Genomic DNA, 13,807 nt, shown 5'->3' on the forward strand with positions numbered 1-13,807 from the left:
CGTTCGCCGTCACTGTGCGGCTTCGGCTTCGGCGAGATCCGAGAAACCGCCGAACCGCACGGTCGCGCGAATCGTCTCCTCGGTGAGATTGCGGCCGGCGGCTCGACAATCGTCGATCATCCGGCCGTACAGATCGAGCGTCGCATCGGAATACGTGCCGAGTTCGCCGCGCAGATACGTCTCGAACGACGTGGCATCGGCGGTGTCCTCCGCAGTGGTCAGCACGCGCATCGCCCGGCCGAGCTTCGGCCAGCGCTCGCGGAACTCCGCCGCCCATGCGACCTGTGCGGCGATGATCCGTTCCTGCTCGGCGATGCGTTCGTCGGACAGGCGCGGAATATACGGTTCGATGTTCGTGTGGTACTCGGCAGGCGCGGTCGAAGCCATCATGCGGCCGTATTTCTCGGTGACGAGATTGCGCCCGGCGCGGTCCGCCGCGATCAGATCGTCGAGATAGCTGTCGAGCAGCGGTTCGGGCCAGGTGAGGAACTGGCTGGTGCGCATCTGGTTGAACACCGGCCAGTTGCCTTGGCAGGCGGCACGCCCGCCCTCGTTGTTGGTGCGCTGGAACTGGTTCCATTCGAGCCTGACGATACGGGCGATCAGCGCGGTGTTGTCCTTGGTCATGATGATCTCCGATGTCTTGTTGGATTTCGTGTGTTGGGGTTCACCCCATCAGTCGGCTTCGCTGACAGCTCCCCCTTCAGGGGAAGCATGAGCTAGACCAGTACTCGGCTATAGATGGTTCCCTTCGTTCATAGACTGTGCAGGCAGACGGCGGGGTTCTGGATATGCTCCTCGACGTACGGCCGTTGCCATTCGAGGAACGTGTCGTCGCTGCGGGTCAGGCCTTCGCGTTTCAGCTCGTCCACGACCTCGGCGCAGACATGCTCGATGGTCCGCGTCACCTGCGCCGCGGCCGGAGCCGCGCCCTTGCCTCCCTCGCCGAATCCGACGCCGCCGTAGCAGGCCGCCGAACTCAGCCTCAGCAACGTCTCCAGCCGATCGCACACGTCCGGCAGACGGGTCGCCATGCGCCGCGACAGTCTTCGCAACGCCGCGAACCGCCACTTGTAATACGGCAGGTAGCCGGCCGTCACCGGTTCGTTGATCAGGAACACCAGCGACGCGGCCGCGTCCGCGAACTCGCCGATCGCCAGCCATGCGGCCGCGCCGTCGCCGCGTTCCAGCATGCGCGGCACGTTGTACTGTCCGGCCTGGGCCATCATGCCCAATCGGCGCGAGATCAGCGACAGCCGCACGTCATCCGGCATGAACGTGAACGACTGACGTGCCGCGGAAAACGCGCCCAGCGGATCGGCGAACACCGCGCCGTTCGTCGCGGCGGCCAGCGTCGCCTCGTCCAGCATCAGCCATTCGTGCGGCCTGTCGGCGGCCGGGGCCTGACCGTAGCCGGTGATCGACTCGAAGAAGCCGCCGATCGTGAACACGCCGTCACGCCGGCCTTCTCCGGCGCTCGCGGCACGCGGCGTGGTCGTCGCCGCATCGGCGCGCCTGTAGCCCATGAACTCCTTCGGCAGCGCGTCGTAATCGGCCTGCAGTTGCGCGCCGATCGCCGCATAATCCTCATCGGTGAGCCACAGGCAGAACCGTGGGCCGAAATCGTGGTCCTGCGAGATCGCGTCGTCGAATCCGTAGCATTCCGAACCGTGGCCGACCAGACCGGCGGCGATGCGGCCCTGATACCGCGGGTATTTCTCGGCGATCATCGGCTTGCCGTATGTCTCCCAGTACGCGCGCGCCAGCTTGAGCCCGGACACGGCCGGCCGTCCGGGAACCTGCGCGCGGTCGGAGACGTCGGCGCGCGGAGTCGCCGTATCCCGCTCGCGTTCCGCAACGTCGGCGGTCACCGGAGCCGTGCCCGCGTTGACCTCGTCGGATGATGCGGATGCTGAGGAGGAGGTCTGATCGACGTCGATGCCGGCCTGCCGCGCCGCATCCTCGGCCTGCTTCAGGTTCGCTTCGGTGACCCGGTAGTAATCGGTGTCACGGCCATAGCATTCGTCGATCACGGCCAGCGACCGCCGGTACAGCTCGGTCGACGCCGCGTAATCGCCCGCCGCGAACCGCACCTGCGCGGCCCCGGCCAGCGCGGACGCGTAATGCGCGCTGTGTTCGAGATGACCGGTGCGGTAGATCTCCAGCGCGTGCGTCGCATGCCGGTCGGCCTCGGCAAGGTTCTTTTCGGCGAGCAGGACGAGCGCAAGATTCGTGTTCGTCGACGCGACGTCGAGATCGGCGCTCGCGTCCGGACTGGATTGTTCGAGGATGCGCAACGCCTCGCGCAGCTCGGATTCCGCCTTGTCGTTGCGGTTCGTTTCGCTGTAGACCATCGACAGGTTGTTGTGCAGCGCGGCGAGCCGGCGGTCGGTGGGGGAGAGGGTGCGTGCGGCCGAATCAAGCGCCATATGGTACAGGTCCTCGGCCTGATCGTAGTTGCCGGCCGCGCGCTGTCCGGTCGCCGCGTTGATCAGCGTGGTCGTCCACGCGTCGGTGCCTTCGATGCCCATCTTTGCCGCGAGTTCCAGTGCGCGCTGGATGATCCACTGGTTTTCCTTGTGCTTGCCCTGCGATCGGTAGAATCCCATCGTTTCGTTGAGCACGGTGAGCAGGCCGGCGTCGTCGCCGGCGTTTTCCGCGTCTACGGCCGCCTGCTCGAGATACGGTCCGGCCTTGGTCGAAGCCTCGTGCGCGTCGAAGATCGCATCGAGTCCGGCAAGGAACTTGTCCGCATCGAACGTGGCCGGCTGGTCGTCGGTATCGTCCGTGTCATCCGCGACGTCTGCCACGGCATCGTCGGCGGCTTTCGCGTATCCCTTCGCGTCGTCGATCGCATTGCCGAACGTTTCCAGCCGTCGCAACAGTTCGCTGTCATCCATAAACGCAAGCCTCCTTGCCGATTCACTGTGTTCCAGTGTACGGGCAAGGAGGCTTGCGCCGGGTCGGGTCCGGTGTGATTTCGCCGACGGCACCGTGCGCAAACCAACGCATAAACGGCCGTTCGCGTTGGTTTGCGCACGGTTAAGCGTGGCGGTACAAGCTCACGCTTCGATCTGGCGCATGCGCGCCGCGGCGTCGGTGTGCGTTTCGCAGCGGACGGAGTAGAACGCGAGCAGGCCCACGGCGACCAATGCCAGCGGGATGCCGCCGAGACCGGTGAACCGGTAGTTCATCGAGAACGTGGTGAGCATCGCTCCGCCCACGATCGAACCGACCGCATTGCCGAAGTTGAACGCCACCTGCACGGCCGCGCCCGCGATCAGCTCGCCGCCGCCCTGACCGGCCTCGGTCATGAGCAGCTGTTGCGGCGCGGAGATGAAGAACAGGCCGAACGCGATCCAGAACGTGAGCAGCGCGGTCGTGAACTGGTTGCCCGGAAGCAGCAGCACCATGAACAGGCCCGCGCACGAGATCGCCTGGCCGAGCGCCGCAGTGCCGGCATGACGCCACCGATCGGTGATCTGCCCGCCGATCAGGCCGCCGACCACCATGCCGAACCCGGCGAGCATCATCAGCATCGGCACCAGCGAAGCCGACCAGCCGCCGGTCTTCTGCAGCCACGGCGAGACGTAGCTCCACCAGCAGAACACGCCCGCGTTGCCGGTGAACACGGCGGCGAGGATCACCCACGGGCCGGGCTTGGTAAGGAAGCGGAACTGGCCCTTGATGCCGGCGTCCCTGATCGGCGCGACGAACGGGATCCACGCGGCGGCCAGCACAATCGTCATCGCGGCCCATGCGGCAAGGATGCCGAACGCGAGCCGCCATGAGAGGAATTCGGCCATGAGCGTGCCGGCGGGCACGCCGAGCATGTTGGCGACGGTCTGCCCGGTCACCATCATCGAGACGGACTGCGCCTCCTTGCCCTTGTCGGCCAGGGTCTTCGCGATGAGCGTGGCCGTGCCGAAGAACGCTCCATGCGGCAGGCCGGAGATGAACCGGGCCGCGATCAGCATCGGGGCGTTCACGGAGAACGCGCTCAGCAGGTTGCCGGCGAGCGCGATGATCATGAACAGGATGATGAGGTTCTTCGGCGGTACCTTGCGGCCGAAGACGAGGATGAGCGTGCCGATGCACACGCCGATCGCGTAGGCGGAGATGAAATGGCCGGCGGTCGGGATGTCGACGCGCATCGCGTCGGCGGCCTGCGGCAGGATGCCCATCATCACGAACTCGGCCGCGCCGAGGATGAACGCGCCGGATGCCAGCGCCAGCAGACTTTTCTTCATGTCGCCTGTGCTCTCTTTTCTTTGTGCTTGGACGTTGCGGTATGTGGGATAAAAAGAAAGGGAACCACCGGATGAACCAGTGATTCCCTTGTGCGGTCGGGCTGGCGAGATTTGAACTCGCGGCCTCTTCGTCCCGAACGAAGCGCGCTACCAAGCTGCGCTACAGCCCGTTTGGCAACGTCCGCTATATTACATGCTGACAGTCGAGAGTCAAACTTCGGCGTGTCGCGCCGTGTCGGGGCCGGCGCCCTTCCCCGATGATCCTCGTTGGGGAAGGGCGCCGGCGGTATCATCGACGGCCTTGGCTTCCGCCGCCCGTGCCGCGTCTGCCATGCATGGCGACGACGACGAAGCAGCCGGCCAGTGCGAGTCCGACGGCGACATACGCGACGACGGCGATGCCCGCACCGGTGTCGGACAGGGTCGGTCGCTGCTCATCCGGTTTGGACTGCGGTTTGGATTGCGGCTTGGACTGCTGTTCGGTCCGTGCCTTGAGCGCGTCGACCGCCGCGTTGAGTTCGACCGTGGCCCGGGTCACTTCGGCCTGCGTGGCGTCGGCGTCGGCGAACACCGTGCGGGCCGCGTTGAGCTTGGCCTGCATGGCGGTCCAGGATGCCGCCGTGTAGTCGGCTTCCTTCTTGGATTCGGCCTTGTCGATCGCCGCACCGAGGGCGCTCTTGTCGACCGTTTCCGGTGTGGGATCGGGATCGGGATCCGGTGTGGGGTCCGGATCGGGTTTCGGATCCGGGTCAGGGTCAGGATCTGGATCCGGATCGGGATCGGGCGTCGGCTCCTTGTCCGTCACGGTGATCTCCAACGTGCCGGACACGCCCGGATCGGACTGCGACGTGGCCGTGATGACCGCCGTGCCCGCGGCCTGGGCCGTGACCCGGCCGTCGGCGTCCACCGTGGCCACCGAGGCGTCGGACGAGGTCCAGATGACGGTCGAATCGGTCGCGTCGGCGGGCGTGACCGTCGCGGTCAGTGCGAACTCGTCGCCCACCGTGGCGGCCGTCTGTCCGGTGACGACGATGCCGGTGACCGGCGTCGTGCCGGGGTCGGGGCCCGGTGTCTCCTCGGCCTTGACGATCGTGTACGACGCGCCCTTGGTCGTGTCGAAGACGAGCAGCGACGCGCCGTCCGCGTTGCTCACCGTCCTGGCGTCGACCTTGTCGTCGCCGAGACGCACCTCATAGTGCTCGGCGCCGCCTTCGGTGATCTTGACGGCCGCCCGTCCGCCGTTGTTGGACGTGAGCGTGACCTTGGTGGCCTCGCCGTCGGCCCAGTCGACGCCGACGACGAAGTTGCCGCGCGCCACGAGGCCGTTCACGCTGCCCGAGGCCCAGACGGACGGCAACGCGGGCAGGATGTTCGTGTAGTCCTCGTACGCGGTGCCGTCGGTGGCGGTGAACGTCGAGTTGGACTGCATGAGCATTTCGTTGACGCCGGACGTGTTGCCGAAGTTGCCGTCGATCTGGAACGGCGGATGCGCGTCGAACAGGTTCGCGTACATGGCGCCCTTGAGCTGCTTCTGGATCAGCAGATAGGCGTGGTCGCCGTCGCCGGTGCGTGCCCACGAGTTGATGCGCTGGCCCACGCCCCAGCCGGTCGCGTCGTCGCCGCGCTTGGTCAGGGAGACTTTGGCCGCGTCCATGTACTCGGTGTTGTCCACGGTGATCAGGTCGCCGGGGAACAGGCCGAGCATGTGGGACAGGTGCCGGTGGCCGGTTTCGTAGCCGGAGATGGCATTGCCGTTCTCGTCCTTGCCGAGTTCGCCTTCGAAGTACCATTCCTTGATCTGGCCGCTGGCGCCGACTTCGATCGGGTTGAGCAGGCTCTTCGCGCACGACCACGACCGGTTCGCATCCGCGTCGATGAACGCGCCGTCGTCATCCTTGGCCCAGTTGTCGGTCGAGCATTCCTTGAGGTCGCCGACCAGTCCGTCCGGATCGCCCTTGGCTTCGGCCGCTTCGATGGCGTCGTTGAGCATCTGCCACACGAGCGAATTCTCGTACGCGTTGCCGTCGGTGCCCTGCGGGCCGTGCTCGGGCGAGTAGGCCGCGCCGGTGGTCAGCCGCTTGCCGTTGCCGGCCTTGTGCAGCATGTAGTTTACGTAGAAGTGCGATTCCTCCTTGAGCAGGGCGTAGACGCGGTCGAGCAGCCGCGCGTCCGCCGAATACTCGTAGGCTTCGTACACGTTCTGCAGGATCCACGGCACCGCCGCCGGGCTCCAGCCCCACGAGAACTGGTATCCGGGCGCGGTGAAGCCGTATGCGGTGTTTTCGGTGTGGGCCATGAAGCCTTCGCCGTCGCCGATGGCGGCGTCGGCGTCCGCGGTTTCGGCGCCCGCGTAGATCCGCGCGGTGACGCGGCCGGGCTTGACCAGCCCCTCCACGTAGGCGATGAGCGGTTCCGCCAGTTCGCCCATGTTGCCGGAGTAGGTGGGCCAGTAGTTCATCTGCAGGTTGACGTTCATGTGGAAGTCGGATCCCCACGGCGTGGCGCTGTTGTGGCCGTTGTCGGACGCGGTGACGGACCAGATGCCCTGCAGGTTGCTGGGCATCTGGCTGTTCTCGCGCGAGGATCCGATGGTCAGGTAACGGCCGTACTGGTAGACGAGCGTTTCCAGTTCGCGCTGCTGCGCGGCGGTGGCGGTGCCGTTGCGGTAGGTCCTGACGAGGCGGTCTGTGGCGATCGCGCCGTCCGACGCGTGGCCGCTCTGGCCGAGATCGAGCGTGACGCGGTCGTAGATGGCCGTATGGTCGGCGATATGCGCCTGCTTGACGGCCGTGTAGCCCTTGTTGGCGGCGGTCTGCACGGTGGCGGCCACGCGGGCGTTCACATCGTCGGCCGTTTCGCCGGTGCGGTAGCTCGGGTACTCCTGCCGGTAGTCGGTCGCGGCGGCGATGTACAGCGTGACCGCGGTCGCGCCGTCGATCGTGAGCGATGCGCCGTCCGCGCCCGCCCGCACGGTGCCGATGCCGTTGTCGGGCACGGCCTTGATCTGCGAGTCGTAGACGAGGCCGTTGTTGCCGAGCGCGCCGCGCACGGTGAGCGTGTCGCCGCTGACGGCGGTGGTTTCGCCGTGCTTGGAGAAGCCGCCGTTCGTGGGCATGGCGACGGTGAGGTTCAGCGCGCCGGCCTTGCTGGCCGTGAGCCGGGCGACCATCACGTTGTCCGGGTTGGACGCGAAGTATTCGCGCGTGTAGGTCACGCCGTCGTACGTGAACGTGACGTCGGCCTTGCCCTTGGAGATGTTCAGGTCGCGACGGTAGCCGGTGGCCGAGGCGTCGGCGCCGAACCCGTAGTCGATGGTGATGTCGCCCCAGTTCTGGTAGGCGCCCTGCTCGACGGCGTTCTCTCCGCCGGTCAGGTTGCCGGGGTTGACGGTGGTGGCGCCCTGTTCGAGCTGTTTGTTGAGCGCGCGCAGCGTGGCGCCGTTGCGGCCCTTGGACTCGTTGTTGCCGCCGTTGTAGGTGGCGGTGGAGCCCGGGCCGCCTGTCCACAGCGTCTCCTCGTTGAAGGTGATGCGTTCCTTGCCGATCTCTCCCCAGACGGTGCCGCCGATGCGTCCGTTGCCGATCGGCAGCGTGGTCTGCTGCCATTGGTTGCCGGTGGCGTTGCCGTTCATCCACTGGCCGGCGGTCATCGTCGCGTCGGTGGCCGAGGCGGGCTGGGAATACCACAGCCAGTCGTCGCCGCTGGTGTCTCCGTCGCCGCCGTCTTCGACCTCGGCGATCACGTACACGTTGAACGACGTGGTGATGCTCGGATCGGCCGTGTACGTCACGGTGACCGGGTAGGCGCCGATGTTGCCGCCGTCGAACGACGACGCGTCGAGCGTGTATTCGTCGGCGTCGAGCGTGCGTACGCTGCCGTCGGCGGTGCTGGTGGCCGTGACGACGAGTCCGCTGGCGTCGAATGAGTCGCCGGGCCGGTACGTGGTCGTCATCGCGGACGTGTCCGCCGTGAGCACGTAGGGCTTCGGTGCCTCGGTGACGGTCAGCTGCGGTTTCATGTCGTCGGTCGCGCCGGCCAGTGAGGCGACCTCGGAGCTGCCGAACCGCACGTCGATGTGCTTGGATTCGCCCAACGCCAGCGTGATGGTCCTGTGTCCGGCCCCGAACAGCTCCGCGACGATGTCGGTCACGTCAAGCGTGACCTTCGTCGTGTTCGCGGCCTGTACGCTCATGCCGTCCGCGTACTTCACCGAACCGATCGCGAACGCTTCGGAGCGGGCCACGGTGGCGTTCGTGGCGTCGAATTTCGGCCGGCTGGCCCATGTGGCGTCGTTGACGGCGCAGGAGGCGTCGGTCGTGCACGTCGCGGTGTCGACGGCCGTGACATGCACGCTGTCGGTGGTGTCGGCGTTCTGCTGGGCGCCCGCGTAGCCGAGGTAGGTGAGCGTCAGGGACGCGTGTTCGGGCGCGGACGTCTGACCGGACAGGTCGAAGGTTATCAGGCCCATCTTCGCGTCGGTCTGGTCGCCGGGATCGGTGGATTCGAACCGTTCGCCGAATTCGCCGTATCCGGTCGGCTGCAGCGCGCCGAGGTAGGGGGCCGTGTTCTTCCGCTGGGTCTTCTCGTTGGCCCACGCCTGCAACGTGGTGTCGGCGGCGGGGGTGAGGGTCGTGGTGGTGCCGGCGTCGGTAGGCGTGGCGGCCGGCTTGGCCGACTGGTCCAGCGCCGCGGCGGGTGCCGCAGCCATGGTCAGCGTCAGGCAGGCCGCCGCGATGCCTGCGATCCACGATGGGACGCGGGCGCGTGTGCGTTTGGGAATGCTCATGGAGTGGGATGCTTTCTGGTTGTGGTGGCGCCGCGTCACTGTGGCGTGGGGTGTCGGAGCGTGAGATGACGTTGCGGGAGGTGGCGCGGCACGGGTTCGGGCCGCCGGGAGCCGGTCGTCGGTGACGGACGGCTGTGTTGGATGGGACGTTGCCATGCGGCCATCGACACTGCTGGCTGCATGCTGCCTAAATGTTAAGGTTCTTTACATATGGTGTCAAACGAGGGAGATCGGGGCGGGCTCGGTTGCAAGCGGCAAAGTGTTGCGATCACGGGAAACAACGTTTACAACATGTCGTTCCTCCGGGCGCGTCGCCGCGGCTCGACATCGGCAACGCGCCCGGGGGCGAAGCCGGTCTGGACGATGCGGGTGGTAGAACCCCGCCGCTACACTGATGCATTATGTGTGAAACCCAAGAATCCCAAGCAAACGAGGAAGAAACCGCCGCGCCCGCGATGACCACGGTCGAGCGCGCGGAGATGCTGCTCAAGCAGGATGCGACCATCCGCGAAAAGATCAAGTCCGGCGCGACGTTGGACGAAGCCGTCGATCCGTCCAACAAGGAATTCGGCCCGCTCGCACACCCCGAGCAGGTGCAGATGCGCGTCGCCAAGCGCGCGATGATGCTCGAGGCCGGCATCGCGCCGTACCCGGTGCATCTTGACGTGGACCACACCATCGAAGAGGTCCGCGCCAAGTACGACGGCAAGCTCGAACCCGGTCAGGAGACCGAGGACATGGTCGGCATCGCCGGCCGCGTGCTGTTCCTGCGCAACGCGGGCGGCCTGTGCTTCGTGCAGCTGTCGGCCGGCGACGGCACGAAGATCCAGGGCATGATCTCGAAGAAGGAGATCGGCGCCGATTCGATCAAGCAGTTCAAGCAGCTGGTCGACCTGGGCGATCACCTGTACATCCGCGGCCGCGTGATCGCGTCGAAGACCGGCGAGCTGTCCGTCTTCGCGACCGAATGGGCGATCGCCGCGAAGGCCCTGCAGCCGCTGCCCGCGCTGCACAAGGAGCTCAACGACGACACCCGCACCCGCAAGCCGTACATCGGCATGATCGCCGACGAGAAGATCCGCAACATGGTGCGCAACCGTTCCAAGGCCGTCGCCTCGCTGCGCCGCACCTTCGACGACCACGACTTCATCGAGGTCGAGACCCCGATGCTGCAGACCGTGCACGGCGGCGCCGCGGCCCGTCCGTTCACCACGCACATGAACGCGTTCGACCTGGACCTCTACCTGCGCATCGCGCCGGAACTGTTCCTCAAGCGCTGCCTCGTCGGCGGCATCGACCGCGTGTTCGAGATCAACCGCGACTTCCGCAACGAGGGCGTCGACGCGACGCACGCCCCGGAATTCACGATGGTCGAGGCGTACCAGGCATACGGCACGTACGACACGATCGGCCGTCTCGTCAAGGAACTCGTGCAGAAGACCGCGATGGACGTATTCGGCTCCTACAAGGTCACCCTGCTCGACGGCACCGAATACGACTTCGGCGGCGAATGGAAGCAGATCAGCATGTACGACTCCCTGTCCGAGGCGCTCGGCGAGGAAATCGTGCCGAACGGCGGACCGGATGCGCCGGGCACCTCCGTGGAGCATCTCGGCGAGATCGCCGACAAGCTCGGCGTGGAACGCGACGACGTGGAGAACCATGGCAAGCTCGTCGAGCACCTGTGGGAGCACTTCTACGAGGACAAGCTGTACGAGCCGACCTTCGTGCGCGACTTCCCGGTCGAGACCAGCCCGCTCGTCAAGGGCCACCGCTCCAAGCCGGGCGTGGTCGAGAAGTGGGACCTCTACGTGCGCGGTTTCGAGCTGGCCACCGGCTACTCCGAGCTCAACGATCCGGTCGTGCAGCGCGAACGCTTCGTCGCACAGGCCAAGGACGCGCTCGCGGGCGACGAGGAGGCCTGCGACATCGACGAGGACTTCCTTGAGGCGCTCGGCGTGGGCATGCCCCCGGCAGGCGGCATGGGCATGGGCATCGACCGACTGCTCATCGCCCTGACCGGCGCGACGATCCGCGAGACGATCACGTTCCCGCTCGTCAAGCCGCTCGCGCTGAACTGACGGCCGGCATCGCGGCCGTGCGCCGCGACATGATGTGACGTAAGCCCCCTCCTCGTGAGGGGGCTTTGTCGTATGCGGACGTACGTGCGCCGCAACGGCGATCGCATGATATTCCGGCCGCATCGCACCGTTTCCGGGCATGTTCGCATATGATGGGAACCGACGATGGATGCCTCGCGCTGGCATGAACATGCGGATCGCGCGGAATATGCGGCATCCCACGATACGAAGGGGAGCAAACGATGGAGTCCAATCCGAATCCGACGAATCCGACGGACCCAACGAATCCGGCATCGAACGGACAGGCGGAACGGTCCGCGGGCCAGACGCAGCCGTCCGCGTCGCAGCAGACGCCGTACGTCCAGCCGCAGCCCGGACAGTACCGGCAGACGTCCGATGCGGCGAATCCGTACACGCAGCCTGCCGGTCAGTATGGTCCGACCGGTCCGGCAGGCCAGCCGTCCCAATCCGGTCCGTATGCGCCCGGCCAGCCCAACCCGTACCAACAGCCGTACCAGCCGGGCGGACAGTACGGCCAGCAGCCGCATGGTGCTCAAGGCCGTCCGAACGTGGATTTCGAACAACTGAAATCTCAGGCGAAGACCCAGGCCGCCAACCTCTCGCGGCAGGCCACCAACCTGTCCGAACAGATGGAGAGCAAGAAACTCACCGTGTCCGGACACACGTTCAGCTATGTCACCCTGATCACGTTCGCGGGCGCACTGCTCACCGTCGTCGCATCGGCGCTGCCGTTCGCCTCGGTGAAGGTGCCGTTCTTCGGCGAGCAAAGCGCCAGCCTGTTCGAGGGCGGCGACGGATGGCTGTTCCTGATTCTCGCCGTGGCCGCGGCCGTGCTCGCCTTCCTCAAGAAGACCCTGCCGGCGCTGATCTCCTCGGGAGTCGCGATCGTGCTCGCGTTCTACGAGCTCATCCATTCCTCCAGCAAGCTGTCCGATTATGGCGACTACGGCGTCAAGGCGTCGCTGGGCGTCGGCGCGATCCTGCTACTGGTGGGCGTGCTCGCCATGGGAGCCGGAACTCTGGCCTCGTTCCTGCTTGAGCGCAAGGCCCGTCAGAACGGTTCCGGATCGGCCGCGGTCCCGCCTGCATCCGCGAACGCCGGTGCGCCTCAGACTCCGTTCGGCCAGCCGCCGTTCGGTCAGCCTACAGGTCAGCCGTTTGTGTCCCAGCCGGGCCAGCCTACAGGTCAGCCGTTCGGCCAGTCCCAGCCGGTTGCTCAGCCGTTCTCTCAGCCGCAGCAGTCGGGACAGCCGTTCTCGCAGCAGCCTGCGCAGCCGCCGTTCGGTCAGTTCCAGTCATCCGGCCAGCCGCAGCCGGGCGTGTTCCAGCCGTCGTCCGCGCCGCAGCAGACCGTGCCGTCGCAGCAGCCTGGATATCCCACGCAGTCCGAATATCCCGCTCAGCCGATCCAATCGACCGGACAATACCCCGCGCAACAGTCCGTCCAGTACCCGGTGACGCCCGCACAGGCCGACGGCGCGGTCCCCGCCGCATCGTCGAAGACCGACGACGCCGGCCAATCCGGAACGGCGTCCGCGTGACCGGCCTCTCGCGCGGTGGAGCGGATTCCCCGGCTTCCCGCAAGATGGCCGCCGGTCGTCCGGCCGATATCAGACTGTGGCTGGCCGGAACCCGTCCGCGTACGCTCCCGGCGTCGATCGCGCCGGTGGCGGTGGGCGCGGCGTGCGCGTGGAACCATATCCACACGCTCGACCTTTGCATCTTGATCTACCCGGAACCCGACGAATGCGTGGCGAACCGCGCGTTGCTGCACACGCTGCTCGGCCGGTTCTGGCCGGTCGTCATCCTGTGCGCGGTCGTCGCGCTGTGTCTGCAGGTCGCCGTCAACTTCGCCAATGACTACTCCGACGGCATCCGCGGCGTCGATGACGGGCGCGACGTTGATGAAACATCCGTTTCGTCCCAGACCGAACGCCGTCATCAGCCGGCCAAACCGCAGCGTCTCGTCGCATCCGGCGTGCCGGCGAAACGCGTCCTGCTGGCGGCCGGCATCGCCGCCGCGATCGCCTGCGTCGCCGGACTGGCCGCCATCGTCATCTCGCATGCATGGTGGCTGCTGGCGGTCGGCGTGCTGAGCCTGCTCGCCGGCTGGTTCTATACCGGCGGACGTCACCCTTACGGTTACGCGGGATTCGGCGAACTCGGCGTGTTCCTGTTCTTCGGGCTTGCGGCCGTGCTCGGCACCGAATACGCGCTCGCCGGCACGATCGACCTGCTGGGCGTGGCCGGGGCCGTCTGTTGCGGACTCAACGCGATGCTGCTGCTCATGGTCAACAACCTGCGCGATCTCGACGATGACGCCCGGCACGGCAAGCGCACGATGGCGGTGCGGCTGGGGGAGCGGCGCGCGCGCATCGCGCTGACCGTGTGCATGGTGGCCGAACTGCTGCTGTCGCTGGCGCTCGTCGCCCTGCTGTGGTGGCCGTGGGGCGTGATCTTGGTGATCTCCGGCATTGCCGTGCCGCTGCGGATGTTGCGTAGCGTCGAACGGCACGACTATCGGTGGGCGCTCGGCGATGCCGGCTATCAGACGCTGTTCTTCGCGGCGCTGGTCGTGGTCTGCGTTGCCGCCGGCGGCACGTTGCCGGTCTGAGGATTTCCGCGCAAACCAACGCCGGGAAGCCGGTTCGCGTTGGTTTGCACCAGGG

7 protein-coding genes and 1 tRNA gene are annotated in these 13,807 nt (G+C 66.6%); 3 read left to right on the top strand and 5 right to left on the bottom strand.

Annotated elements, in window-relative coordinates; translation table 11 throughout:
* Window positions 1-9: 9 nt before the first annotated feature.
* The 5 genes from GFD25_RS06720 to GFD25_RS06740 form a co-directional block, all read right to left on the bottom strand.
* Window positions 10-627: a DUF4125 family protein gene (locus tag GFD25_RS06720; RefSeq protein WP_163231207.1), complete on the bottom strand. Its 618-nt coding sequence runs from the start codon at window positions 625-627 to the stop codon at window positions 10-12.
* Window positions 628-755: 128 nt separating this feature from the next.
* On the bottom strand, window positions 756-2,900 hold the full coding sequence (locus GFD25_RS06725; protein ID WP_163231209.1) for a DUF4037 domain-containing protein: 2,145 nt from the start codon (window positions 2,898-2,900) through the stop codon (window positions 756-758).
* Between the two features lie 162 nt (window positions 2,901-3,062).
* On the bottom strand, window positions 3,063-4,250 hold the full coding sequence (locus tag GFD25_RS06730; protein WP_163231211.1) for an MFS transporter: 1,188 nt from the start codon (window positions 4,248-4,250) through the stop codon (window positions 3,063-3,065).
* Between the two features lie 96 nt (window positions 4,251-4,346).
* Window positions 4,347-4,420 (bottom strand) — tRNA-Pro (locus tag GFD25_RS06735).
* 119 nt (window positions 4,421-4,539) lie between these two features.
* Window positions 4,540-9,036, bottom strand: coding sequence for a glycosyl hydrolase family 95 catalytic domain-containing protein (locus GFD25_RS06740; protein WP_239512453.1), 4,497 nt, complete (start codon window positions 9,034-9,036; stop codon window positions 4,540-4,542).
* 401 nt (window positions 9,037-9,437) lie between these two features.
* On the opposite strand from GFD25_RS06740, the gene lysS reads away from it, so the two are divergent.
* From lysS to menA, 3 genes are all read left to right on the top strand, one after another.
* A complete protein-coding gene (gene lysS, locus GFD25_RS06745; protein WP_163231213.1) occupies window positions 9,438-11,117 on the top strand; it encodes a lysine--tRNA ligase in 1,680 nt (559 codons plus the stop codon).
* A 242-nt stretch (window positions 11,118-11,359) separates the two neighbouring features.
* Window positions 11,360-12,679 carry a hypothetical protein gene (locus GFD25_RS06750; protein WP_163231215.1) on the top strand — a complete coding sequence of 440 codons (1,320 nt, stop codon included), beginning with the start codon at window positions 11,360-11,362 and terminating at the stop codon, window positions 12,677-12,679.
* Between the two features lie 44 nt (window positions 12,680-12,723).
* Window positions 12,724-13,752 carry a 1,4-dihydroxy-2-naphthoate octaprenyltransferase gene (gene menA / locus GFD25_RS06755; protein WP_163231269.1) on the top strand — a complete coding sequence of 343 codons (1,029 nt, stop codon included), beginning with the start codon at window positions 12,724-12,726 and terminating at the stop codon, window positions 13,750-13,752.
* Window positions 13,753-13,807: the final 55 nt, after the last annotated feature.

Origin of the sequence: Bifidobacterium aerophilum, assembly GCF_010667685.1 — a bacterium.
Classification (GTDB): Bacteria; Actinomycetota; Actinomycetes; order Actinomycetales; family Bifidobacteriaceae; genus Bifidobacterium; species Bifidobacterium aerophilum.